Source organism: Paracoccus versutus, assembly GCF_029909795.1.
Classification (GTDB): domain Bacteria; phylum Pseudomonadota; class Alphaproteobacteria; order Rhodobacterales; family Rhodobacteraceae; genus Paracoccus; species Paracoccus versutus.
Genome location: NZ_CP038196.1, coordinates 775,604 through 798,291, shown reverse-complemented (window position 1 = coordinate 798,291; position 22,688 = coordinate 775,604). Strand labels below are relative to the sequence as shown.

The 22,688-nt window shown below is 68.5% G+C and carries 24 protein-coding genes; 9 read left to right on the top strand and 15 right to left on the bottom strand.

From position 1 onward, the window contains the following. The first annotated feature begins 7 nt into the window (after positions 1-7). Positions 8-553 carry a DUF1285 domain-containing protein gene (locus tag E3U25_RS03920; protein WP_072460837.1) on the top strand — a complete coding sequence of 182 codons (546 nt, stop codon included), beginning with the start codon at positions 8-10 and terminating at the stop codon, positions 551-553. 2 nt (positions 554-555) lie between these two features. Further along, positions 556-1,311: a hydroxypyruvate isomerase family protein gene (locus E3U25_RS03915; RefSeq protein ID WP_036755700.1), complete on the top strand. Its 756-nt coding sequence runs from the start codon at positions 556-558 to the stop codon at positions 1,309-1,311. 1,274 nt (positions 1,312-2,585) lie between these two features. On the opposite strand, the gene E3U25_RS03910 is transcribed toward E3U25_RS03915, so the two are convergent. The 5 genes from E3U25_RS03910 to E3U25_RS03890 form a co-directional block, all read right to left on the bottom strand. Beyond that, positions 2,586-3,215 carry an FMN-binding negative transcriptional regulator gene (locus E3U25_RS03910; RefSeq protein WP_116221141.1) on the bottom strand — a complete coding sequence of 210 codons (630 nt, stop codon included), beginning with the start codon at positions 3,213-3,215 and terminating at the stop codon, positions 2,586-2,588. A 246-nt stretch (positions 3,216-3,461) separates the two neighbouring features. After that, a complete protein-coding gene (locus E3U25_RS03905; RefSeq protein ID WP_116221709.1) occupies positions 3,462-5,780 on the bottom strand; it encodes an aldehyde dehydrogenase family protein in 2,319 nt (772 codons plus the stop codon). Positions 5,781-5,782: 2 nt separating this feature from the next. Then, positions 5,783-6,727 (bottom strand): deoxyribose-phosphate aldolase, encoded by a 945-nt coding sequence (deoC, locus tag E3U25_RS03900; RefSeq protein WP_116221142.1) that lies wholly within the window; start codon positions 6,725-6,727, stop codon positions 5,783-5,785. Positions 6,728-6,730: 3 nt separating this feature from the next. Continuing rightward, positions 6,731-7,390 (bottom strand): DUF1523 family protein, encoded by a 660-nt coding sequence (locus E3U25_RS03895; RefSeq protein ID WP_036755708.1) that lies wholly within the window; start codon positions 7,388-7,390, stop codon positions 6,731-6,733. Positions 7,391-7,400: 10 nt separating this feature from the next. Further along, positions 7,401-7,682 (bottom strand): hypothetical protein, encoded by a 282-nt coding sequence (locus tag E3U25_RS03890; RefSeq protein ID WP_116221143.1) that lies wholly within the window; start codon positions 7,680-7,682, stop codon positions 7,401-7,403. Between the two features lie 104 nt (positions 7,683-7,786). On the opposite strand from E3U25_RS03890, the gene E3U25_RS03885 reads away from it, so the two are divergent. The 5 genes from E3U25_RS03885 (at position 7,787) to E3U25_RS03865 (ending at position 13,352) form a co-directional block, all read left to right on the top strand. Further along, positions 7,787-9,055, top strand: a complete 1,269-nt coding sequence (locus E3U25_RS03885; RefSeq protein WP_116221144.1) for an acetylornithine deacetylase/succinyl-diaminopimelate desuccinylase family protein — start codon at positions 7,787-7,789, stop codon at positions 9,053-9,055. A gap of 80 nt (positions 9,056-9,135) precedes the next feature. Continuing rightward, positions 9,136-9,429, top strand: coding sequence for an FtsB family cell division protein (locus E3U25_RS03880; protein ID WP_036755717.1), 294 nt, complete (start codon positions 9,136-9,138; stop codon positions 9,427-9,429). Positions 9,430-9,618: 189 nt separating this feature from the next. Beyond that, entirely contained in the window at positions 9,619-10,650 is a 1,032-nt protein-coding gene (gene pdhA, locus E3U25_RS03875; RefSeq protein WP_036755720.1) for a pyruvate dehydrogenase (acetyl-transferring) E1 component subunit alpha, read from the top strand. Positions 10,651-10,662: 12 nt separating this feature from the next. Continuing rightward, a complete protein-coding gene (locus E3U25_RS03870; protein WP_116221145.1) occupies positions 10,663-12,033 on the top strand; it encodes a pyruvate dehydrogenase complex E1 component subunit beta in 1,371 nt (456 codons plus the stop codon). 14 nt (positions 12,034-12,047) lie between these two features. Beyond that, entirely contained in the window at positions 12,048-13,352 is a 1,305-nt protein-coding gene (locus tag E3U25_RS03865; RefSeq protein WP_116221146.1) for a pyruvate dehydrogenase complex dihydrolipoamide acetyltransferase, read from the top strand. 106 nt (positions 13,353-13,458) lie between these two features. Here E3U25_RS03865 and E3U25_RS03860 read toward each other — a convergent pair whose 3' ends face one another. From E3U25_RS03860 to E3U25_RS03850, 3 genes are all read right to left on the bottom strand, one after another. Then, a complete protein-coding gene (locus E3U25_RS03860) occupies positions 13,459-16,527 on the bottom strand; it encodes an efflux RND transporter permease subunit (protein WP_114537230.1) in 3,069 nt (1,022 codons plus the stop codon). Next, a complete protein-coding gene (locus tag E3U25_RS03855) occupies positions 16,524-17,690 on the bottom strand; it encodes an efflux RND transporter periplasmic adaptor subunit (RefSeq protein WP_116221147.1) in 1,167 nt (388 codons plus the stop codon). The genes E3U25_RS03860 and E3U25_RS03855 overlap by 4 nt, the downstream gene beginning before the upstream one ends. Positions 17,691-17,759: 69 nt before the next feature. After that, the gene (locus E3U25_RS03850; RefSeq protein ID WP_072460848.1) at positions 17,760-18,542 is read right to left on the bottom strand and encodes a division plane positioning ATPase MipZ; all 783 of its coding nucleotides are present in this window, start codon (positions 18,540-18,542) and stop codon (positions 17,760-17,762) included. Positions 18,543-18,813: 271 nt separating this feature from the next. Between E3U25_RS03850 and E3U25_RS03845 the strand changes: the two genes are divergently transcribed. Continuing rightward, the gene (locus E3U25_RS03845) at positions 18,814-19,062 is read left to right on the top strand and encodes a hypothetical protein (protein ID WP_036755737.1); all 249 of its coding nucleotides are present in this window, start codon (positions 18,814-18,816) and stop codon (positions 19,060-19,062) included. Continuing rightward, positions 19,059-19,265, top strand: a complete 207-nt coding sequence (locus E3U25_RS03840; protein ID WP_036755739.1) for a hypothetical protein — start codon at positions 19,059-19,061, stop codon at positions 19,263-19,265. The genes E3U25_RS03845 and E3U25_RS03840 overlap by 4 nt, the downstream gene beginning before the upstream one ends. Before the next feature lie 123 nt (positions 19,266-19,388). Here E3U25_RS03840 and rpmE read toward each other — a convergent pair whose 3' ends face one another. From rpmE to E3U25_RS03805, 7 genes are read right to left on the bottom strand one after another with little or no spacing between them, the layout of a single operon-like run. Further along, positions 19,389-19,610 (bottom strand): 50S ribosomal protein L31, encoded by a 222-nt coding sequence (rpmE, locus tag E3U25_RS03835; RefSeq protein WP_011750118.1) that lies wholly within the window; start codon positions 19,608-19,610, stop codon positions 19,389-19,391. A gap of 11 nt (positions 19,611-19,621) precedes the next feature. Continuing rightward, entirely contained in the window at positions 19,622-20,002 is a 381-nt protein-coding gene (rplS, locus tag E3U25_RS03830) for a 50S ribosomal protein L19 (protein ID WP_024844932.1), read from the bottom strand. Further along, positions 19,999-20,871, bottom strand: a complete 873-nt coding sequence (trmD, locus tag E3U25_RS03825; RefSeq protein WP_036755741.1) for a tRNA (guanosine(37)-N1)-methyltransferase TrmD — start codon at positions 20,869-20,871, stop codon at positions 19,999-20,001. The genes rplS and trmD overlap by 4 nt, the downstream gene beginning before the upstream one ends. After that, positions 20,868-21,371, bottom strand: coding sequence for a ribosome maturation factor RimM (gene rimM / locus E3U25_RS03820; protein WP_036755743.1), 504 nt, complete (start codon positions 21,369-21,371; stop codon positions 20,868-20,870). The genes trmD and rimM overlap by 4 nt, the downstream gene beginning before the upstream one ends. Then, positions 21,371-21,745 carry a 30S ribosomal protein S16 gene (gene rpsP / locus E3U25_RS03815; protein ID WP_036755747.1) on the bottom strand — a complete coding sequence of 125 codons (375 nt, stop codon included), beginning with the start codon at positions 21,743-21,745 and terminating at the stop codon, positions 21,371-21,373. The genes rimM and rpsP overlap by 1 nt, the downstream gene beginning before the upstream one ends. 48 nt (positions 21,746-21,793) lie before the next feature. Next, on the bottom strand, positions 21,794-22,090 hold the full coding sequence (locus E3U25_RS03810; RefSeq protein ID WP_036755750.1) for a chorismate mutase: 297 nt from the start codon (positions 22,088-22,090) through the stop codon (positions 21,794-21,796). A gap of 54 nt (positions 22,091-22,144) precedes the next feature. Continuing rightward, complete coding sequence (locus E3U25_RS03805) at positions 22,145-22,687, bottom strand: GNAT family N-acetyltransferase (protein ID WP_116221148.1); 543 nt, start codon at positions 22,685-22,687, stop codon at positions 22,145-22,147. Position 22,688 lies beyond the last annotated feature (1 nt).

Here is a 22,688-nt window from a genome sequence, read left to right as displayed (position 1 = left end):
ACAGGGAATGGAGGAAAAGACTGACAATGCCGTGAGCGATGCGGCCGGAATCGCCGCCGCGGCCAGCCGCGCCTCGAAAAAGGGGCCGCCGCCGGTGCATCTGTGGAACCCGCCCTTCTGCGGCGACCTGGACATGGAGATCCGCGCCGACGGCAGCTGGTTCTACAACGGCACGCCCATCGGCCGGCCGGAAATGGTGCGGCTTTTCGCCTCGATCCTGAAGCGCGAGGGGGATGGCTATTTCCTCGTCACCCCGGTCGAAAAGGTCGGCATCCGCGTGGTCGACGCGCCCTTCATCGCCGTCGATGCCGAAATCGGCGAAGACATCGTCTTCACCACCAATGTGGGCGACCGGGTCAGCGCCGGCCCCGAGCATGCGATAGAAATGCGCGGGACGCCGGAGGAGCCGCGGCCCTATGTCCATATCCGCCGCGGTCTTTGGGCACTGATCGACCGCAAGACATTCTACCGACTGGCCGATGCGGCTATGCCCGGCGAAAACGGGCGTATGGAATTGCACTCGGGAGGGACGGTCTTTCCCCTGGAGCCCTGACCATGGCGCGATTCGCCGCCAACCTGACCTATCTGTTCACCGAAATGCCCATGCTGCAGCGCTTCGCCGCCGCAAAGCGCGCGGGCTTTCGCGGGGTGGAAATCCTGTTTCCCTATGACCTCGCGGTCAAGGAACTGGCCCAGGCCGCGCAGGCGGCGGGGGTGGAGTTCGTGCTGATGAACACGCCGCCGCCGAACTGGGCCGGCGGCCCGCGCGGCTTTGCCGCCGAGCCGGGCAACGAATCGCGCTTTCGCGGCGATTTCGACCGTGCCCTGCGCTTTGGCCGGGCGCTGGGGGTCAAGCACCTGCATGTGATGGCCGGCAAGGCCCAGGGCGGGCTGGCGCGGCGCACCTTCGTCGAGAACCTGAAATGGGCCTGCGCCCGCGACGCCCGCGCCAGCCTGACCATCGAGCCGATGAACCGCAACGACATGCCGGGCTATTTCCTCGACAGTTTCGAACTGGCGGCCGAGATCCTGGACGAGGTCGGGGCCCCGAACCTGGGCCTGCAATTCGACGTCTATCATGCGCAGATGATCCATCGCGATGCGCTGACCGTCTGGCAGCGCCATGCCCGCCGGGTGCGGCACATCCAGATCTCGGACTGGCCCAGCCGGCACGAGCCGCGGCAGGGCGACATCGACTTCGCCGAACTGTTCCGCGCCATCGACGCCTCGGGCTATGGCGGCTGGGTGAGCGCCGAATACACCCCCCGCACCTCGACCGAGGCCGGGCTGCGCTGGCTGCGCCTGGCCTGACCGAGCGGCGGCGCGCGTCTGCCTGCGGTTTTCGGCCGTGTGCGCGCCGCACGGACCGCGTCCCCTCGGCTTGGACGGCAGGCGTTCGGCGGATTGGAGGCTTGCAGCCCTCGGCACCGGCCAAGCCACCCTGGACCTCGACCGAGGCCAAGCTGCGCTGGCTGCGCCTCGCCAGACCGGGCGGCGGGGCGCCCCTGCCTGCGGTTTTCGACCGCGTACCACCCACACGGACCGCGTCCCCTCGGCCTGGACGGCAGGCGTTCGGCGGATCGCGGGCTTGCAGCCCTCGGCACGGGCCAAGCCACCCGGCACCGCGACCGAGGCCAAGCTACACTGGCTGCGCCTGGCCCGATCGGGCGGCGGAGCGCCTCTGCCCGCGGTTTTCGACCGCGTGCGACCCGCCCGGACTGCGCCCCCTTGGTCTGGACGGCAGGCGTTCGGCGGATCGCGGGCTTGCAGCCCTCGGCACGGGCCAATCCACCCGGCACCGCGACTGAGGCCAAGCTGCGCTGGCTGCGCCTCGCCTGACCGGGCGGCGGGGCGCCTCTGCCTGCGGCTTTCGGCCGCGTGCGCCGCACGGACCGCGTCCCCTCGACCCGGACGATGCGTCGGCGGATCGCGGGCTTGCAGCCCTGGGGCACGGCCAAACCGCCCGGCACCGCGACAGAAGCCGGGCTTGCCGCGGCGGGGCGCTGTCCTTTGCGTTCCCCTCATGAGATTTGTCAGCCTGCTGGCGACTGTTCCTTGCGATCCCATGGCGGGGCTTGTCGGCCTTCGGATGAATGTCCTTTGCCACCCCCGGCAAGGCTTGCCGGCCTGCGAACAAATGGCCTCCGCGATCCCATGGTGGGATTTTCCGGTCGGCGGGCGAATATCCTTTGCGATCCCCTCGCAAGGTTTGCCAGCCCTCGAACCAAAGGCAGGTTCGGCGGAACCGATCCGCAGCACGCCGCCTCCGAACCGGAGTCGCAGCCCTGCGGCGAGCCGAGGTTTCGGCGCCAGGACCATGAGGGCGGCCCGTGGCAGGGAAAGAACGCCGCCGCAAAGCGCGTGGTGTTCGTCGGCGAATGCCGTGATCTTTGCGCTTCGCCGGCGCAGGATGCCACGGAAGGTCGGGGATAGCCGTTGCAATGCAACCGATCGACCCGCCGAGGGATCGAAGCCCTCGTTCTCCGGCAATGGCGCAGGCGCGGACCGGCGTGCCGCGCCGTTCGAATCCCGCCGTCCAGCCGCTTGTCGCGCCTGTCCCGGCCGCCGTTATCGAGGCTCAGCGGCTAGGCATCCCCCGGCCGCCGCCTTGCCATCGTTTCGGCCATCGCCGCGTGCCCGCTGGCCCTCAGCCCTGCGATGGCGCCCTGGTAATCGCGCGCCTCGCGGTTCTGGCTCAGCTTGGACTTTGCCAGCGTCCGGCGGATCTCGATGCGAAAGGCGACGATGCCGGCCAGCATCTGCTGCATGTAATCGGCCGGCGCATCGGCCATGCGCCAGGCATCGGCGCCGTTCAGCCGCCGCTCGTGGCTGCGGGTCAGCAGGCCGACCGCCGCGCGCTTGGCCCGCTCGTCATGCTGGAAGGCGATGCCGCCATGGACATGGACCACTTGGTAGTTCCAGGTCGGGACGTGGCGATGGTGCTCGGGCTTGGTCGGGTAGAAATTGGGCGAGACATAACCGTCCTCGCCGCGAAAGATCGCCAGCACCTCCTGGCCCTCGGCGATCAGCCGGTGCATGTCGTTGGCCAGCACCACATGGCCGATCAGCGTGCCGTCGGGGCCGGCCAGCAGCGGGACGTGGTTGGCGACCAGCCCCTCGGGGGTCTGCGCCACGATGCAGGCCAGGGGCGCCGCCTCGATGAGCGCGGCGATCTCCTGCGGGTCGATCTCGTGGAAATGCGGCGGGATATACATGGGCGATTCCGATGCTGGGACCGCCCGAGTTTGTCCGCTGGGCGCGCGGATGACAACGCCATCCGCCCACCGCAGTCGATGAACTAACAGGCTGCTGAAAAAGTCCTTGCGACAGGACAGCGCGGGCGGGGAGCCGGGAAATCCGCCTCAAATTTGCCGAAAACACCCCATTTTCGGGCCGATATTAGCTGGATCCAGAACGATTTCCGCTTCGCCGCCCTCTCAAAATCCTTTTTCAGCAGCCTGCTAATAGGCCGCGCTGCCGGTGCCGGCGGGAAGCGCGCCATAGGGAAGCCAGACGGTCTTGGTCCGGCTGGCGGCGCGCAGGAACTCGCGGCCCTGCGCCTGCGGATCGCTCCAGTCGCGCGGCGCCGGGGTCCAGACCGGGATCAGGGTCTCGGCCGCGGCGCGCTGCACCTCGGCCAGCCCCTCGCCCTGGCCGGCATGCCAGATCGCCGAGACGCCGTCATGGCCGGCCAGCGCCCGCGCCAGTTCGTCACGCGGGCCGGTGACGATATTGACCACGCCGCCCGGCACGTCCGAACAGGCCAGCACCTGCGCCAGCGTCAGCGCCGCCATCGGCCGGTCCTGCGACGGGATCGCCACCACCGCATTGCCCATGGCGATGGCCGGCAGCACCAGCGCCATGAAGCCCGCCAGCGGCGCGGCCGTGGGCGCGACCAGCCCCATGACGCCATGCGGCTCGGGCTGGACGTGGCACAGGTGGCCGGGCTTGGCCGAAACCGTGGCGCCGTCGTATTTGTCGGCGAAACCGGCATAGAAGAAGCAGCGGCGGATCGCCGCATCGACTTCGGCCGGGCTGGCGTAGCCGGCGAACTCGGCGCGGCGCTGCGCCAGGTTCTCGGCCAGGAAATACAGCACCTGCGCGCGGCCGTGGCCGCCCAGGCCCTGCCATTTCGTCAAGGCCCCCTGCGCCGCTTCGACCGCGTTGCGGATGTCCTTGCGGTTGCCCAGGGGCACCAGTTCGTCCTGCGCCGCATAGCTGGCGCCGCCGTCCGGGCGCTTCTGCGCGCCGCCGATGTAAAGCTTGACCGTGCGGTCGATCTCGGGCGCCTCGGCCGGGGCGATTTCCGACGGCGCCGGGTCGCGCTGCGCGGCGACCGGGGCGGCCAGATAGTCCAGCATCCCCTCGCGCCCGCCCTCGCGGCCATAGCCCGAATCGCGCAGGCCGCCAAAGGGCGCGGCGGCGTCGAAGAGGTTGGCGCAATTCACCCAGACCACGCCCGCCTTGATCCGCGCCGCCATGTCGGTGGCCACAGTCGCGCTTTCCGACCAGACCGAGGCCGCCAGCCCATAGCGGGTATTGTTGGCCAGGTCCGCCGCCTCGTCCGGGGTACGGAAGGTCGAGAACGTGGCGATGGGGCCGAAGATCTCCTCGACCATGCCGGGATTGGCGGGGGCGATGTTTCGCAGATAGCCCGGCGCGATGAAGCAGCCCGGCGCCGCGGCGCCGCCGACCAGTTCCGCCCCGGCGGCGGTCGCGCGGTCCAGGATGCGCAGGATGCGGTCCTTTTGCACCGGATCGACGATGGCGCCGACATCGGTGGACTTGTCGAGCGGCGCGCCCAGCCGCAGCTTGCCCATCCGCGCCCGCAACAGCGCCTCGAACCGCGCGGCGACCGATTCGGCGACCAGGATGCGCGAGCCGGCGCAGCAGACCTCGCCCTGGTTGAACCAGACCCCTTCGACCACGCCCTCGACCGCGGCGTCCAGGTCGGCGTCCTCCATGACCACGAAAGGCGACTTGCCGCCCAGTTCCAGCGTCAGCCGCTTGCCCGAGCCGGCGGTGGCACGGGCGATGCCGCGCCCGACCTCGGTCGAGCCGGTGAAGGCGATCTTGTCCACCGGGGCCTGAACCAGCGCCGCGCCGGTCTCGCCATCGCCGGTGACGATGTTCACCACCCCGGCGGGCAGGCCGACATGGGCGCAGATCTCGGCGAATGCCAGCGCGGTCAGCGGCGTGTATTCGGCAGGCTTCAGCACCACGCAATTGCCGGCGGCCAGGGCCGGCGCCACCTTCCAGGCCAGCATCAGCAGCGGAAAGTTCCAGGGGATGATCTGGCCGCAGACGCCCAAGGCGGCATGGCCGGGAAACTCGGTCTCGGCCAGTTCGGCCCAGCCGGCATGGTGGTAGAAATGCCGCACCACCAGCGGCACGTCGATGTCGCGGCTTTCGCGGATCGGCTTGCCGTTGTCCAGGCTCTCCAGCACCGCAAGGAAACGCTCGCGCTTCTGGATGGTGCGGGCGATGGCATAGAGAAAGCGCGCCCGGTCGTGCCCCGGCATGGCGCCCCAGCTGCGCTGCGCCCGGCGGGCGGCGCGCACCGCCTTTTGCACATCGCGGGCGGTGCCCTGCGTGACCTGCGCCAGTTCCTCGCCACTCGAGGGATCGCGGCTGGCGAAGGTCTCGCCCGGCCTGGTGAAACGCCCGGCGATGAAATGGCCGAAGCTGCCGCGTTCGCGCAGCCAGTCGCGGACGGCCGAGGCGTCCTCGGGCGCGGGACCGTATTCCATGCTTTCCATGATCTCGCTTACCTTCGGCATCATCACCCCGCGGCCAGACGATGGGCGGCTGCATAGCGCCCGGTGACGTGATGGGAAACCTGCCGCTCGATGTCGGAGAGCAGCGAGCTGGCACCGATGCGGAAAAGGCTCGGGTCCAGCCAGTCGCGGCCCAGCTCCTCGGCCATCAGCACCTGCCAGTTCAGCGCGTCCTTGGCCGTCTTCAGCCCGCCCGCCGGCTTGAAGCCGACGGCGAAGCCGGTCCGGTCGCGATAGTCGCGGATCGCCCGCAGCATGACCAGCGACACCGGCAGCGTGGCGTTCACCGGCTCCTTCCCGGTCGAGGTCTTGATGAAATCGGCGCCGGCCTGCATGGCGACATGGCTGGCCCTGGCGACATTGGTCAGGGTCTTCAGCTCGCCCGTCGCCAGGATCGCCTTCATCCGGGCCGCGCCGCAAGCCTCGCGCATCTCGCAGATCTCGTCGTAAAGCGCCGCCCATTCGCCGCGCAGCACCAGCGCGCGGGAAATCACGATGTCGATCTCGTCCGCGCCCTGGTCCAGCGCATAGCGGATCTCGGCCAGCCGCAGGTCGAGCGGCATCAGCCCGGCAGGAAAGCCGGTCGCGACCGAGGCGACGGGGATCGCGCTGCCCCGCAGCGCCCGTTTCGCCGCCGCCACCATGGTCGGATAGACGCAGACCGCGCCGGTGGTCAGGTGATCGACCCCCAGCGCCGCCAACTGGCCGGCATCGACCGGCTGGCGCGCCTTGGCGCAAAGCCGCGCCACGCGATCGGGCGTATCGTCGCCCGCCAGCGTGGTCAGGTCGATGCAGCGCACCGCGTTCAGAAGCCAGGCCGCCTGCCATTCCTTTTTCAGGCTGCGGCGCGCGGTCAGGCTCGCGGCGCGGCGCTCGGCCGCCGGGGTGTTGACCTGGATGTTCTCGAACCAGTCGAGGCGAAAATCGGTGCCGGGGTTCTTGCGCTCCATCGCTCAGCGCCCCCGCAGCCCGTCCCACCAGCGCCGCATCCGCCCGCGCGCCCGGTCGCGCGCCGCGTCGGCGCGGGCGTCGAGCCGGTCCCATGCCTCGTCCGCCGAACGCACGGCCGGATCGATGGTGCGCTCGCGGAACTGGTTCCACATCCGCCAAAGCAGGAACAGCAGCGCCCCCAGGATCAGCAGGATGATCTGTGCCGCCCAGTTGAAGGGCTTCACCTCGGGCCCCGCCACCGGCTTGATCGAGATGGCGTTGGGATAGACCGAGAGCCAGGCGATGCGCCAGCCGTATGAGGTCACGCTGACCCATTCCGGGCTCGCCGCGGTCGAGCGCAGGTCGGTCGCCTGCGCATGCAGGTTCGAGCTGTCGTATTTGAAATAGGGCGGCCAGATCCAGCCGGTATCCTCGTTGCGATAGACATGGGGCTTGCCGTTCGGGCGCACCGTGTCGATGAAGCGCACGTCGCGCTGGCCTTGGGCGTTCTGCACCGTGCCGGTATCGGGCGAGGCATAGAAGAACGCATTGGCGCCGATGTCGGTCAGCCGGTTGTAGGTGTTGGTGATGCGGACCGTCTGCTTCGAGGGCAGCGTGTAGTCCAGAAACAGAAAGACCACGATCCCGAAGATCACCCCAAGGACGGTCAGGAACCAGCGCATCGGCGCCCCCTCAATAGTAGTTCACGATCACGATGATCACGATGATCGCGACCACCGGCAGGACCAGCACCAGCAGGGCAAGCCGCCCCCGCAGGGTCTTGCTGAAGCCCACCATCGAACGCCGCACGAACTCGGCGCGTTCCGGGGACGGGCCCGCGCGCTCGGGATGGCGGCGATCCCATTCCTTTTCAAGCTCCTCGCGCCGCAGGCTGCGGACATAGGTTCCGATGAGCAGGTAAAAGACCAGCTCGACGAGCAGGACCATGCCGATCAGGCGAAGAAAGGCGATCATCGGGCAGACCCTGGTTGCGAAAAGCCAGCCCCATGGAAGGCCGGCGCGCCGCGACTGTCAATGACCCCATTGCCGCGCCGCCGCGCCCGGCCTAGCCTTGCGCCATGGACGCCCTTGCCCTCGAGATCGAAAACCGCCGCGACGACCTGGTCCGCCTGACCCAGGATCTGATCCGCATCCCGACGCTGAACCCGCCGGGCCGCAACTATCGCGAGATCTGCGAATACCTGCAGGCGCGGCTGGCGCCGCAGGGCTGGGCCTGCGAACTGGTCCGCGCCCATGGCGCGCCCGGCGACAGCGAGGCCTTTCCGCGCTGGAACCTGGTCGCCCGCCACCGCGGCCGCCCGCCCGGCGAATGCGTGCATTTCAACAGCCATCACGACGTGGTCGAGGTCGGCCACGGCTGGAGCCGCAATCCCTTCGCCGCGGAACTGGACGGCGGCCGCATCTACGGCCGCGGCGCCTGCGACATGAAGGGGGGCTTGGCCTCCAGCATCATCGCCGCGGAGGCTTTCGTGGCGCTCTACCCCGACCATCCCGGCCAGATCGAGATCAGCGCCACCGCGGACGAGGAATCGGGCGGCTTCGGCGGCGTGGCCTACCTGGCAGAACAGGGCGCCTTCGCCCATGTCGGCCATGTCATCATCCCCGAGCCGCTGCACAAGGACCGCATCTGCCTGGGCCATCGCGGCGTCTGGTGGGCCGAGATCGAGACGCGTGGCCGCATCGCCCACGGCTCGATGCCCTTCCTGGGCGACAGCGCCATCCGCCACATGGGCGCGGTGCTGGAGGAAATGGAGCGCACGCTGTTCCCGCTGCTGATGACCAAGCGCACCGAGATGCCGGTGATCCCCGAAGGGGCGCGGAACTCGACGCTGAACATCAACTCGATCCATGGCGGCGAGCCGGATCTCGGCCCGGATTTCACCGGCCTGCCCGCGCCCTGCGTCGCCGACCGCTGCCGCATCACCATCGACCGCCGCTTCCTGATCGAAGAGGAACTGTCCGAGGTCAAGCGCGAGGTCACGGCGCTGCTGGAAAAGGTCAGGGCGGCGCGCCCCGGTTTCACCTACGAGATCCGCGACCTCTTCGAGGTGGTCCCCAGCATGACCGACCGCGAGGCGCCGGTGGTGCGCTCGACCGCCGCCGCCATCCGGCGGGTGCTGGGCCGCGAGGCGGGCTATGTCGTCAGCCCCGGCACCTACGACCAGAAGCATATCGACCGCATCGGCAAGCTGCAGAATTGCATCGCCTACGGGCCGGGCGTGCTGGACCTGGCGCATCAGCCCGACGAATGGGTGGGCGTGCAGGACATGCAGGATTCCGCCCGCGTCATGGCGCTGGTGCTGGACGACATCCTGCGCGGCGCTTAGGGGATTCCCCCGACGGGCCGCCTGTGGCATGATCCGGCCAAAAGAACGAGCAGCCCAACGAGCAGCCCCATGGCCCAAGCATGACCCAGCGCCTGTCGATCAGCGCCATCATTTTCTTCGTCGTGATGATCCTCCTGGGCGTCTATTTCGCCTATGCGGCGGTGCAGGGCCCCTCGGGCATCCTGCGCCGGGTGCAGCTGCAGGCCGAGACGCAGGAACTGGTCCAGCAGCGCGACAAGCTGCAGGCCGAGGTGGACCGGATGCGCAACCTGGCGCGGCGGCTGTCGGACGAATACCTCGACATCGACCTGCTGGACGAACGCGCCCGCGACGTGCTGGGCCTGGTGCGCGCCGACGAGATCATCATCCGCTGACGGGCCTCCGGTTTCTCCGTTGTCCAAATACCCCTGCGGCCGCGCCGCCGGCGCGACCGGCGACGGCTGGGGCAAGCGGCTTTCCGCATCTGCCCTCTGGACGGATGCACAACGCCGGTTTACTTCCCCCGAAAGCTTCGCCTAGAATTAGTTTAACGCTGAACTATCCCCGCCCCGAGGAGGAGGCCCATGGTCAGAAAGCCCGCAGCCAAGCAAAGCACGCCCAACGTGTCCAAGGATGAGCTGCTCAAATACTACCGCGACATGCTGCTGATCCGGCGATTCGAGGAAAAGGCCGGCCAGCTTTACGGCATGGGCCTGATCGGCGGCTTCTGCCACCTCTACATCGGCCAGGAAGCCGTCGTCGTCGGCCTCGAGGCCGCGGCGAAGGAAGGCGACAAGCGCATCACCTCCTACCGCGACCACGGCCACATGCTGGCCTGCGGCATGGAAGCCCGCGGCGTGATGGCCGAGCTGACCGGCCGCATCGGCGGCTATTCCAAGGGCAAGGGCGGCTCGATGCACATGTTCAGCCGCGAAAAGCATTTCTACGGCGGCCATGGCATCGTCGCGGCGCAGGTGCCGCTGGGCGCGGGCCTGGCCTTCGCCGACAAGTATCTGGGCAACGACAACGTCACCTTCGTCTATTTCGGCGACGGCGCCTCGAACCAGGGCCAGGTCTACGAGACCTACAACATGGCCGAGCTGTGGAGCCTGCCCGTCGTCTTCGTCATCGAGAACAACCAATATGCCATGGGCACCTCGATGAAGCGCTCGACCAAGTCGACCACGCTCTACGGCCGCGGCGAAGCCTTCGGCATCAAGGGCGAACAGGTGGACGGCATGGACGTGCTGGCGGTCCGGGCCGCGGGCGAAAAGGCGGTGGCGCATTGCCGCGCCGGCAAGGGGCCCTACATCCTGGAAGTCATGACCTATCGCTATCGCGGCCATTCGATGTCCGACCCGGCGAAATACCGCACCCGCGAGGAAGTGCAGAAGATGCGCGACGAACGCGACGCCATCGAACATGTGCGCGAACTGCTGCTGCAAGGCCAGCATGCCTCCGAGGACGACCTCAAGGCCATCGACAAGGAGATCAAGGACATCGTGAACGATTCCGCCGAGTTCGCCAAGGAAAGCCCCGAGCCGCCGCTGGAGGAGCTCTGGACCGACATCTACGCCCAGGACGTGCCGCAGGGCGGCGCGGAACAGAACGCCTGAGGGGAGGGAACCATGGCAACCGAAATCCTGATGCCCGCCCTGTCGCCGACCATGGAGGAAGGCACGCTGGCCAAATGGCTGGTCAAGGAAGGCGATAGCGTGAAATCCGGCGACATCATCGCCGAGATCGAGACCGACAAGGCCACGATGGAATTCGAGGCGGTCGACGAAGGCATCCTCGGCAAGCTGCTGATCGCCGAGGGCACCCAGGGGGTCAAGGTGAACACCCCCATCGCCGTCCTGGTCGAGGAAGGCGAATCCGTCGATGCCGCCCCCGCACCCAAGGCCGAGCCCGCACCCGCCGAGGCCAGGGCCGAGGCTCCGGCCACTCCCGCGCAGGCCGCGGCCCCCGCGCCGGCCCCGGTCGCGGACCAGTCGCCCGACTGGCCGGAAGGCACGCCGATGAAGACCATGACCGTGCGCGAAGCCCTGCGCGAGGCCATGGAAGAGGAAATGTCCGGCGACGAGACCGTCTTCCTGATGGGCGAGGAAGTCGGCGAATACCAGGGCGCCTACAAGATCAGCCAGGGCCTGCTGGACAAGTTCGGGCCCCGCCGCGTGGTCGATACGCCGATCTCGGAAATCGGCTTCGCCGGCATCGGCACCGGCGCGGCGCTGGCCGGGCTGCGTCCCATCGTCGAGTTCATGACCTTCAACTTCGCCATGCAGGCGATCGACCATATCATCAACTCGGCCGCCAAGACGCTTTACATGTCCGGCGGCCAGATGGGCTGCCCGATCGTCTTCCGCGGCCCGAACGGCGCCGCCGCCCGCGTGGCGGCCCAGCACAGCCAGGACTATGCCGCCTGGTATGCGCAGATCCCCGGCCTCAAGGTGGTGATGCCCTATTCGGCCGCCGACGCCAAGGGCCTGCTCAAGACCGCGATCCGCGACCCGAACCCGGTGATCTTCCTGGAAAACGAGATCCTCTACGGCCGCAGCTTCGAGGTGCCGGACCTGCAGGATTTCACCATCCCCTTCGGCAAGGCCAAGATCGTGCGCCCCGGCCGCGACGTGACCCTGGTCAGCTTCGGCATCGGCATGGTCCATGCGCTGGAGGCGGCCGAAAAGCTGGCCGCCGACGGCATCGAGGCCGAGGTGATCGACCTGCGCACCCTGCGCCCGCTCGACTACGGCACGGTAATCGAATCGGTCAAGCGCACCAACCGCTGCGTGACGGTGGAAGAGGGCTTCCCGGTCGCCTCGATCGGCAACCACCTCTCGGCCCATATCATGGAAAACGCCTTCGACTGGCTCGACGCGCCGGTGATCAACTGCACCGGCAAGGACGTGCCCATGCCCTATGCCGCGAACCTTGAGAAACACGCGCTGATCACCGCCGCCGAGGTCGTCGAGGCGGTGAAAAAAGTCACCTATCGCTAAGGGGAGGGCAGAAGATGCCGACTGAAATCCTGATGCCCGCCCTGTCGCCGACCATGGAGGAAGGCACGCTGGCCAAATGGCTGGTGAAAGAGGGCGACGAGGTCAAATCCGGCGACATCATCGCCGAGATCGAAACCGACAAGGCCACGATGGAGTTCGAGGCCGTCGACGAGGGCCGGATGGGCAAGATCCTGGTGGCCGAGGGCACGGCGGGGGTCAAGGTGAACACCCCCATCGCCGTGCTGCTGGAAGAGGGCGAATCCGCCGATGACATCGCCGCCGCCCCGGCGCCCAAGGCGGAAGCCCAGCCCGAGACGGCGAAAGCCGAAGCCGCCCCGGCAGCGACGGCCACCGCCGCCCCTGCCCCGGCCGCGCCGAAATCGGCCGAAGGCGGGCGCATCTTCGCCTCGCCGCTCGCCCGGCGCATCGCGGCGGAAAAGGGCATCGACCTTGCCGGCGTGACGGGTTCCGGCCCGCATGGCCGCATCGTCAAGGCGGATGTCGAGGGCGCGAAGCCCGGCGCGGCCAAGCCGGCCGCCGCCGAGGCGCCGAAAGCCGCCCCGGCACCCGCCGCGGCCGCAGCCCCGGCCGGCCCCTCGGCCGAAACCATCCTCAAGATCTACGCCGACCGCGAGACCGAGGAAGTGGCGCTCGACGGCATGCGCCGCACCATCGCCGCGCGGCTTTCCGAGGCCAAGCAGACCATCCCGCATTTCTACCTGCGCCGGTCCGCCAAGCTCGACGAGCTGATGAAATTCCGCGCCATGCTGAACAAGCAGCTGGACTCGCGGGGCGTGAAACTGTCGGTCAACGACTTCATCATCAAGGCCTGCGCCCTGGCGCTGCAAGAGGTGCCGGATGCCAATGCCGTCTGGGCCGGCGACCGCATCCTCAAGCTGAAGCCGTCCGACGTGGCCGTCGCCGTCGCGGTCGAGGGCGGGCTCTTCACCCCGGTCCTCAAGGACGCGCAGCAAAAGACGCTCTCGGCGCTCTCGGCCGAGATGAAGGACCTGGCCAACCGCGCCAAGACCAAGAAGCTCGCGCCCCACGAATACCAGGGCGGCAGCTTCGCCATCTCGAACCTCGGCATGTTCGGGATCGAGAATTTCGACGCGGTGATCAACCCGCCGCATGGCGCGATCCTCGCCGTCGGCGCCGGCATCCAGACCCCGGTGGTCGAGAATGGCGAGGTGGTGATCCGCAACGTCATGTCGATGACGCTTTCGGTCGACCACCGGGTGATCGACGGCGCGCTCGGCGCCCAGCTGCTGGAAGCCATCGTCGGGCACCTGGAAAACCCGATGGGCATGCTGGCCTGAACCCGGCTGCCAGGAACGAAGGAAAGGGGGCCCTCGCCGGCCCCCTTTTTCTTTCGTGTCCAAATATCCCGCGGGGGTCCGGGGGCGCGAAGCCCCCGGTCCGGCCTCACTCCCCGGCCGCCTCGGGTGCCGCGTTCAGCCCGATCCGCCGCCGCAGCCAGCCGCCGATGCGCACCTGCCCGCCATGCACGACGGAAAACAGCGAGGGCACGAACAGCAGCGACAGCAGCGTCGACAGCAGCAAGCCCCCGATCACCGCGATGGCCATGGGCGCGCTGAACTCCGCCCCCTCGCCGGTGCCGATGGCCGAGGGCACCATGCCCGCCGTCATGGCGATGGTGGTCATCACGATGGGCCGGGCGCGCTTGTGGACCGCGTCCAGGATCGCCTCGCGCTTCTCGACCCCGCGGTCTATGGCGCTGACCGCGAATTCCACCAGCATGATGGCGTTCTTGGTCACGATCCCCATCAGCATCAGGAAGCCGATCACCACCGCCATGCTGATGGAATTGCCGGTCAGGAACAGCGCCAGGATCGCGCCGCCGATGGCCAGGGGCAGCGACATCAGGATCGAGACCGGGGTGACGAAATTATGAAACAGCAGCACCAGCACGACATAGGTCAGCACCACGCCCGAAACCATCGCCACGGTGAAGGCCTGGAACACCTCGCCCATGATCTCGGCATCGCCCGAGGGCTGGATCTCGGTCCCGGCCGGCAGCTCGACCTGCTGCTGCAAGGCCGTGACCTGCGCGTTCACCGGCCCCAGCAGCGCGCCGCCCGCCAGGTTCGCCGATACCGTGGTGCGATAGCGCCGGTCGTAGCGGCCGATCTCGGTCGCCCCGGCCGAGATCGAGACATCCGCCACCACCTCCAGCGGCACCTGCCCGGCCGAGCTGGGCACCCGCAGGTTGCGCACCGTCATCAGGTCGCGCCGCGCCTCCTGGTCCAGCCGCACCATGATCGGGATCTGCTTGTCGCCGGTGTTGAACTTGGCAAGGTTCGATTCCGTGTCGCCCAACGTCGCCACCCGCAGCGTCGTCGCCAGCGCGCTGGCGGTCACGCCCAGCTGGGCCGCGACCTCGGGGCGGGGATGGACCTGGATCTCGGGCCGCTGCAGGCTGGCCGAGGATGTCACCCCCTCCAGCACCGGCAGGGTCTTCATCGCCGCCATCAGCCGTTCGGCCGCCTGGGCCGCGCCCGCCTCGCTGTCGCCCAGGACCGAGATCGACAGGTCGGCATTGCCCTCTTCGTTCTGGAAATTGATCCGCAGGTCGGGGATCTGCGACAGGTCGCGCTTCAATTCGTCCTCGATCACGAAGCTCGACCGCTCGCGCTCTTCCTTGGGGCCGTAATTGACCATCAGCTTGGCCTTGGCCACGTCGTCCTCGCCGCCGTTGACGAAGACCGAGCGCACTTCGGGCACCGCCTCGATGCGCTGCGAGATCATCCGCGCCGCGGCTTCGGTTTCCGACACCGTGGCGCCGGGCGGCAGCTCGATGCTGATCTGGCTGCGGCCGACATCCGAGGCCGGGATGAACTCGGTCGGCAGCAGCGTGGCGGAATAGATCGAACCGGCGAAGACCCCCAGCCCCATCAGCAGCGTCAGCCCGCGATGGCGCAGCGTCCAGGCCAGCACCGCCATCAGCCCGCGCAGCACCGGCCCGTCGCGTTCCTCGGCCAGGCGGGTGTTGTCGCGCAGGAAATAGGCGGCCAGCATCGGCGTGATCAGCCGCGCCACCAGAAGCGAGAACAGCACCGAGACCGCGACGGTCAGCCCGAACTGCTTGAAATACTGCCCCGGAATCCCGCCCATGAAGCTGACCGGGGCAAAGACCGCGACGATCGAGAAGCTGATGGCGATGACGGTCAGGCCGATCTCGTTCGCGGCCTCCATGCTGGCCTCATAGGCGGGAACGCCCATGTTGATGTGCCGCACGATGTTCTCGATCTCGACGATGGCGTCGTCGACCAGGATGCCGGTGACCAGGGTGATCGCCAAAAGGCTGATGCCGTTCAGCGTGAAGCCCAGCCAATGCATGACGAAGAAGGTCGGGATGATCGACAAGGGCAGCGCCACCGCGGCGATCAGCGTCGCGCGCCAGTTGCGCAGGAACAGGAACACCACCACCACCGCCAGCGCCGCGCCCTCGTAGAGCGTCTCCATGGTCGAGTGATAGCTGCCCGAGGTATAGGTGGTCGCATCGTCGATCAGGGTGATCCGGGTGCCGGGGTTGCGCGCCTCGATCTCGGCGATGCGGGCCTTGGTGCCGTCGCCCGCCTCCAGGTCGGATTCGCCCGAGGCGCGAAAGACGCCGAAGGCCACGACGGGCTGGCCGTCGAGCAGGGCGAACTTGCGTTCCTCGCTGGCGCCGTCGGTGACGCTGCCCAGCTGGTCGAGCCGCACCGTGCGCCCGCCCCCCTCGCCCGAGCCGATCAGGATCGGCGTCGCCGCCAGCCGGGCCACGTCGCCCGCCGATCCCAGCGCGCGAATGGAATATTCCGTGCCGGCCAGGTCGCCGCGCCCGCCGCCCATGTCGATGTTCTTGGCGCGCAGCTGCTCCGAGATCTCGGCCGCCGTCAGCCCGAAGGCCATGATGCGGTCCGGGTCCAGGTCCACGTTGATCTGCCGGTCGGCGCCGCCGATGCGGGTGATGCTGGCCACGCCCGGCACCGTGGACAGGTCGCGCGACACCACGTCGTCGACGAAATCCGACAGTTCCTCGATGCTCATGCCGGGATTGCTGACGGCATAGGTCAGGATCGCCATGCCGCTGACATCGACGCGATGGACCAGCGGCTCGACGATGGATTCGGGCAGGTCGGCGCGGACATTGGCCACCGCGTCCTTGACGTCGTTCACGGCGCGGTCGGTGTCGGTCTCCAGCTCGAACTCGACATAGATCCGCGCCGAACTGTCGGTCGCGGCCGAGGTGATATGCCGCACCCCGGTGATCGAGGCGATGGAATCCTCGATCGGCTGGATCACCTGCCGGGTCAGCTCGCTGGGCGCCGCGCCCGGCTGGTTGACCACCACGCTGACCAGCGGCAGGTCGATGTTCGGCATGGCCGTCACCGCCAGCCGGCTGAAGCTGTAGAACCCCATCATCACCAGCACGAGGAAGATCGCGATAGGCGGCACCGGATGGCGTATGGACCAGGCCGAGAAGTTCATGGCGCCGCCCGTACCTGGTCGCCGCTGCGGAAGAAGGCGCCGGCGCGGGCCACCACCGTCTCGCCCGATGCGACGCCCTCCAGGATCTCGCGCCGGCCCTGCCAGATCAGCCCGCTGCGGACCTCGCGCGTCTCGATCCGGCCGTCCTTGACCACCTGCACCCGCTCGCCCGAGGCATCGGCCAGCACGGCCGATGCGGGCACCGTCACCGCCTGCCGCCGGTCGGTGATGATCCAGCCGCTGGCGAACAGCCCGGTGCGCAGCCGCGGATCGGGGTCCAGCGCGATGCGCGCCGGCCCCAGCCGCGTCACCGGATCGACCGCCGCCGGCGCCAGCCGCAGCTTGCCCTCGACGCGGCCAAGGCCCGCGACCTCGATCTCGGCGGCATCGCCGGGCTTGAGCTGGCTCAGCGCGGTCTCGATCACATCCGCCTCAAGCTCGACCTCGCCGCCGGCGATCAGGGTGAACAGCGGCTCGCCGCCGCCGCCCGGAATGGCGCCTAGCCGGGCGGTCCGCGCCACCACCAGCCCAGCAACCGGGGCGGTGATGCGGGCATGGTCCAGGTTCAGCCGCGCGATGCGCCGCGCCGCATCCGCCTGCGCCACGGCCGCCCGCGCCACGCCCAGCCCGTCCGAGGCCGAGGCCGCCGCCGCGCGCGCCGAAGCCTCGGTGGCGACGGCCTGGTCCAGCACCGCCTGGCTGGCATTGCCGCTTTGCCGCAGGCTGCGGGTGCGCTCCAGCGCCGAGACCGCCTGGGTCAGGCTGGCCTGGGTGCTGGCGATCTGGCTTTCGGCCTGGCTGACACCGGCCTCGGCGCGCTGATATTCGGCCTCGGCCTGCGCCAGCTGCGCCGACAGCACATCCTCGGACAGCCGCGCCAGCACCTGCCCCGCCTCGACACGGTCGCCGACCTCGGCCTCGATGCTGGTGATCTCGTGCCCCGAGACGAGGGCATGGACCTGCACCTCCTGCCGGGCGACCAGCGAGCCCGAGACCGGCACCCGCGCCTCGATCCAGTCCTGCTGGGCCGTGGCCAGCGTGACCACGGGCAATTCGGACTGCTCGACCGCGCCCGCCGTCTCGGCCATGACCGGGCCGACCGGTCCCAGGGACAGGGCAAGCGCCAGCATCGCGATCCCGGTGATCCGGCAGGTTGCCGTCATCGTCCCCTCCAAACCAATCTGCGGCGCAACATAATGGCGCCGGCCATCGGCAACAATGCCGGCCGGGTTTCAGAACGAAACGCTGACGCCGGGTAGGTTCAACTCGCCGATCAGGTCGCGCAGTTCCTGCCGGGCGGCGATGTTGGACATGCTGAGCTGTTCCGTGCCGATGTCCTTGAGATCTAGCAGCGTCAATCCGCGCGGAAACAGCTCGCGGAAGATCACCCGCTCGGAAAAGCCCGGCGCCACGCGAAAGCCGATGCGCCTGGACAGGGTGGCGAGCGCGCCGCCGACCTTGCGCTTGTTGTGCATGGCCTGCGTGCCCAGCCGGTTGCGCAGCACCAGCCAGTCGATCGGCCCGGCCCCCGCCTCGCCGCGCAGCTGGCGAGCGGACCAGACCATCTCGGCATAGATCGAGGGGCCGAGGATCCTGCCCTCGGGCGACATCCGCGCCAGAAGGTCGAAATCGACGAAACTGTCGTTCATCGGCGTGATCAGCGTATCGGCCAGCGTATGCGCCATCTGGCTGAGCCGCGTGTGCGAACCGGGGCAGTCAAGCAGGATGAAGTCGCATTCCGCCTCGAGCGCGGCCACCGCCTGCGACAAAGGGTCCGGGCCGCCCTGGATCTCGGGCTCAAGGCGCCCGAGCAGGGGGGTGGGCAGGTCCAGCCCCTCGCGTTGGGCGAAGGCGGCACGATTCTCCAGGTAGCGGCCGAAGCTGCGCTGGCGCACGTCCAGGTCCAGCGCGCCGACCCGGTGGCCCATGCGGGCCAGCGCGGTCGCCACATGCATCGAGGTCGTGGACTTGCCCGAACCGCCCTTTTCGTTCCCGACCACGATGATATGCGCCACGAATCCCCCTGCGATGCCGGCCCGCGTCGCGCCGGACAATAGGCCGCGCTCGGCACGATGAAAAGCGCCGAGACCGGCCGAATCGCGGCCCGGCGCGCGCTTTTCGCTGCGGGACAGCCCTGCCCCGCCGGCCGTTCAACCATCTGTTCCAGCTTCATTCTTTCATCACGACAAAGCCGGTCGATATTTATCTTGCAAAAGACGATCAGCTATGTCGTTATATAGCCATGCCGGGATCTCCGGCCGGGTCAGTCAAGGGAAGGAGCCAAAGATGACCATGCTGAACCATCTGTCGGCTTTTGCCGATCGCGCGCTGCAGGCCGCCATGCCTGTCTCGCCTCGCTATGCCGTCAGCCTGATCGACCGGCGCACGGGCAAGCCGCATCGCATTTCCGACATTCCGCTGCGGCTGATCACCTGCGACCCCTTCGAGACCGCGCGCGACCTGATGCGCGACCGTGATCCGGCGCGCTGGGACACCGCCATCCATCGCCTCGACCGGAAAGGAGCGATCCAATGATCCACGCCGTTTTCTCCAAGCCGAACCGCGGCTATGCCACCATCGCGCTGTCGCCCTATCAAAGCGCGCAAGGCCCGGTGCTGCGCGAATATCGCGACGGCCGCGTGGTGATCGACACCGGCCGGGGCGAATTGACCGGCCTGGCGCTGAACCGCACGCCCAGCATGCCCGCCTGGATGCCGATCTTCGGCCTGGCCTATTGAGCCGCCGATCCGGCGCGGCCTGCCTGGCCCGACCGCGTCCCCTCCCCTGGGCCGCCCACCGCCCACGAACGAAAAACGCCGCCCCTTTCGGGGCGGCGTTTGCAAGTCCGGTCGGCAGCGGGATCAGAAGCCCAGGCCGGCGTATTTGTTCTTGAACTTCGACACGCGGCCGCCGGTGTCCATCAGCTTGGCCGAGCCGCCGGTCCAGGCCGGGTGCGAGTTCGGGTCGATGTCCAGCGACATGGTGTCGCCTTCCTTGCCCCAGGTCGAGCGCACCTGATAGGTGGTGCCGTCGGTCATCTTGACCTCGATCAGGTGGTAGTCGGGATGGATGTCTGCTTTCATGGCGCGTCTCCTCAGGCCTTGGCTTCGGCTTTGGGCTTGTAGTTGCTGACCTCGGCGATGCGGGCGGACTTGCCGCGGCGATCGCGCAGGTAATACAGCTTGGCGCGGCGGACGCGGCCACGGCGCACGACGGTGATCGAGTCGATGTTGGTCGAGTAGAGCGGGAAGACGCGCTCGACACCCTCGCCGAACGAGATCTTGCGCACGGTGAACGAGGCGCCGATGCCGCCGCCCTTGCGCGAGATGACCACGCCTTCGTACATCTGCACGCGCGTGCGGGTGCCCTCGGTCACCTTGTAGCCGACGCGAACGGTGTCGCCGGCCTTGAAATCGGGGATGTCCTTGCCGAGCGCGGCGATCTGCTCGGCTTCCAGTTGGGCGATCAGGTTCATCGCTTTGGTTCCTTCGGTTGCTCGCGGTAGTCCCGCGATTGGTCTGATGCGCCCGAGAGCTGTCGGTCCTTTGCCGGGTCCACATGAGCCTGCTCATATGCCCGCCACAGGTCGGGGCGGCGTTCCTTGGTCAGCCTTTCGGCCATGTCGTGACGCCAATTGGCAATAGCCGCGTGATTGCCGGACAAAAGCACGTCCGGGATCGCGCGGCCTTCCCAAAGGGCGGGCTTCGTGTACTGCGGATGTTCCAGCAGGCCGCCATGGTCCGGGGAAAAGGATTCCTCGGCCAGAGAGTCCTGATTCCCCAGCACGCGCGGTATAAGGCGAACCGTCGCGTCGATCAAGACCTGAGCCGCCAGTTCCCCGCCGGTCAGGACATAGTCGCCGATGCTGATCTCTTCGACGCCATGGGCGTCCAGCACGCGCTGGTCCACGCCCTCGAACCGGCCGCAGATCAGGGTCATGCCGGGGCCCTGCGCCAGTTCGCGGGCGCGGGCCTGGGTAAAGGGCCTGCCGCGCGGCGACAGATAGATCACCGGCAGGTCGGCCCCCGCCTCGCGCAGCGCCGCATCCATCACGTCGGCGCGGATCACCATGCCGGCGCCGCCGCCGGCGGGCGTGTCGTCCACGTTGCGGTGCTTGCCGATGCCAAAGGGGCGCAGGTCGATGCTGCGCAGGTTCCACAGCCCCTCGGTCAGCGCCCTGCCGGTCAGGGAAAGCCCCAGAACCCCTGGAAAAGCCTCGGGGAAAAGCGTGACGACCTGGGCGGTCCAGGCGCCCCTGACCTGCGGCTCGGCCATCAGGTCGCGCGGCTGCAGGCTGGCGCGGATCGACAGCCGGCCGTGGGATTTCATCGCCCCGCCGGTCATTCCTGCTCGTCCGGCGGGTCGGCGACGATGCGGCCCGCGGCCAGGTCCACCGTGGGCACGAAGGCACGGGTGAAGGGCAGAAGCAGCACCTGCCGCCGGCCGGGTCCGTGGATCTCCAGGATGTCGCCCGCGCCGTGGTCGTAGATCGCGCGGACCTTGCCGATCAGCGCCCCGCCGGTGTCATGGACCGACAGGCCGATCAGGTCGGCATGATAGAATTCGTCGTCCGGCAGGGCCGGAAGCTTGTCGCGGTCGGCCCAGAGCGTCACGCCCTTCAGCGCCTCGGCCTGTTCGCGCGTCTCGACGCCCGACAGCCGGGCGCCAAGCCCGCCCGTCACCGGCCGCGTCAGGCGGACGGTGAACGAGCGGCTGCCGTCTTCGGTATAAAGCGGGGCATATGCGGCAATATCGTTCGGTTGCGAGGTAAAGCTCTTCAGCCTCACCTCGCCCCGGACGCCAAAGGCGCCCGCGATCGCACCGACGCAGACCCGCTCGGTCATTATTCCGAAGCGGCTTCTTCGGCCGGGGCGTTGGCGGCGGCTTCACGCGCGGCGCGCTTTTCGGCGCGTTCCTTGGCGGCCTTGCCGGGCTCGCCCTTCTTCAGGTTCTTGCGCTCGGTCTTTTCCTTGACGCCGGCGGCTTCCAGGAAGCGGGCGACGCGGTCGGTCGGCTGCGCACCCTGCGAGAGCCAGTATTGCACGCGCTCGAGGTTCATCTTGATGCGCTCTTCCGAATCCTTCGGCAAGAGCGGGTTGTAGGTGCCCAGCTTCTCGAGGAAGCGGCCGTCGCGCGGCATGCGCGAATCGGACGCGACGATGGCGTAATGGGGGCGTTTCTTCGAGCCACCACGGGCCAGGCGGATTTTCATTGCCATTGCGTTTTCTCCTTTGGAATGGCGGGGTCGGCGGGGGGAAACCCCGCCTCAGGGGAGGAGTTTCTCGTGATGCCGGATCACTTCGGCGATCACGAAGTTCAGGAATTTGCGCGCGAATTCCGGGTCCAGGTCGGCCTCGCGCGCGAGGCGTTCCAGCCGCTCGATCTGTCTCGCCTCGCGGACGGGATCGGACGGAGGAAGATCGTGTTCGGCCTTCAGGCGGCCGACGGATTGGGTGTGCTTGAACCGCTCGGCCAGCGTATAGACCAGGATCGCGTCCAGCCGGTCGATGCTGGCACGATGCTCCTTGAGCAGGGTCGCGGCGCGGGCGGTCGGATCACTCATTCAGATCTCCAGGGATTGAAATGCGCAGCACCGCATCTACACGGGACGCGCCATTCATGCCGCGGCTCCGGCGGGATGGCGAAAGACATGCGGCGGGGCGCGGTCATCCCCGAAATGCGGCGCCTTGGCCTTGGGATCGCGCAGGGCGCCCAGCCGCCGGGCAAGCGAGATCGAGCGCGCATTGGCCTGGTCGATATAGCTGACCGGCCGCGACCAGCCGAGCGTGCGGATGGCAAAATCGCGCGCCGCCAGGGCCGCTTCCTGCGCATAGCCCCGGCCCTCCAGCCCGGCGGACCACAGCGTCCAGCCGATCTCATGCTCGGGCCAGCCGTCGGGAAACCACGGCCCGACCGCCCCCAGCGCCCGGTCCGATCCACGCTCGGTCAGCACGAACATGCCATAGCCGCGCAGCACCCAATGGCCGATGAAATGGCCAAAGGCGCGCCAGGACTGGCCGGGCTGCACCATCGGCCCGCCGACGAAGCCGGCGCGGTCGCTTTCGAAGAAGTCGCGCCATGCCGGCCAGTCGCCGGCCTGCGGGGCGCGCAGGACCAGCCGCTCGGTCGTCAGCACGGGCGTGTCGGCAAGCCGGATCATG

Excerpts from the sequence above, each read along its gene's own strand:
- E3U25_RS03810 (WP_036755750.1), bottom strand. The coding sequence starts at position 22,090 with ATGAGTGATCCGACCGCCCGCGCCGCGACCCTGCTCAAGGAGCATCGT.
- E3U25_RS03855 (WP_116221147.1), bottom strand. The coding sequence starts at position 17,690 with ATGACGGCAACCTGCCGGATCACCGGGATCGCGATGCTGGCGCTTGCC.
- E3U25_RS03915 (WP_036755700.1), top strand. The coding sequence starts at position 556 with ATGGCGCGATTCGCCGCCAACCTGACCTATCTGTTCACCGAAATGCCC.
- E3U25_RS03905 (WP_116221709.1), bottom strand. The coding sequence starts at position 5,780 with ATGCCGAAGGTAAGCGAGATCATGGAAAGCATGGAATACGGTCCCGCG.
- trmD (WP_036755741.1), bottom strand. The coding sequence starts at position 20,871 with ATGACCGGCGGGGCGATGAAATCCCACGGCCGGCTGTCGATCCGCGCC.
- E3U25_RS03860 (WP_114537230.1), bottom strand. The coding sequence starts at position 16,527 with ATGAACTTCTCGGCCTGGTCCATACGCCATCCGGTGCCGCCTATCGCG.
- rpsP (WP_036755747.1), bottom strand. The coding sequence starts at position 21,745 with ATGGCAATGAAAATCCGCCTGGCCCGTGGTGGCTCGAAGAAACGCCCC.
- rimM (WP_036755743.1), bottom strand. The coding sequence starts at position 21,371 with ATGACCGAGCGGGTCTGCGTCGGTGCGATCGCGGGCGCCTTTGGCGTC.
- deoC (WP_116221142.1), bottom strand. The coding sequence starts at position 6,727 with ATGGAGCGCAAGAACCCCGGCACCGATTTTCGCCTCGACTGGTTCGAG.
- E3U25_RS03910 (WP_116221141.1), bottom strand. The coding sequence starts at position 3,215 with ATGTATATCCCGCCGCATTTCCACGAGATCGACCCGCAGGAGATCGCC.
- E3U25_RS03890 (WP_116221143.1), bottom strand. The coding sequence starts at position 7,682 with ATGATCGCCTTTCTTCGCCTGATCGGCATGGTCCTGCTCGTCGAGCTG.
- E3U25_RS03805 (WP_116221148.1), bottom strand. The coding sequence starts at position 22,687 with ATGATCCGGCTTGCCGACACGCCCGTGCTGACGACCGAGCGGCTGGTC.
- rplS (WP_024844932.1), bottom strand. The coding sequence starts at position 20,002 with ATGAACCTGATCGCCCAACTGGAAGCCGAGCAGATCGCCGCGCTCGGC.
- pdhA (WP_036755720.1), top strand. The coding sequence starts at position 9,619 with ATGGTCAGAAAGCCCGCAGCCAAGCAAAGCACGCCCAACGTGTCCAAG.
- E3U25_RS03895 (WP_036755708.1), bottom strand. The coding sequence starts at position 7,390 with ATGCGCTGGTTCCTGACCGTCCTTGGGGTGATCTTCGGGATCGTGGTC.
- E3U25_RS03845 (WP_036755737.1), top strand. The coding sequence starts at position 18,814 with ATGACCATGCTGAACCATCTGTCGGCTTTTGCCGATCGCGCGCTGCAG.
- E3U25_RS03865 (WP_116221146.1), top strand. The coding sequence starts at position 12,048 with ATGCCGACTGAAATCCTGATGCCCGCCCTGTCGCCGACCATGGAGGAA.
- rpmE (WP_011750118.1), bottom strand. The coding sequence starts at position 19,610 with ATGAAAGCAGACATCCATCCCGACTACCACCTGATCGAGGTCAAGATG.
- E3U25_RS03885 (WP_116221144.1), top strand. The coding sequence starts at position 7,787 with ATGGACGCCCTTGCCCTCGAGATCGAAAACCGCCGCGACGACCTGGTC.
- E3U25_RS03920 (WP_072460837.1), top strand. The coding sequence starts at position 8 with ATGGAGGAAAAGACTGACAATGCCGTGAGCGATGCGGCCGGAATCGCC.
- E3U25_RS03880 (WP_036755717.1), top strand. The coding sequence starts at position 9,136 with ATGACCCAGCGCCTGTCGATCAGCGCCATCATTTTCTTCGTCGTGATG.
- E3U25_RS03840 (WP_036755739.1), top strand. The coding sequence starts at position 19,059 with ATGATCCACGCCGTTTTCTCCAAGCCGAACCGCGGCTATGCCACCATC.
- E3U25_RS03870 (WP_116221145.1), top strand. The coding sequence starts at position 10,663 with ATGGCAACCGAAATCCTGATGCCCGCCCTGTCGCCGACCATGGAGGAA.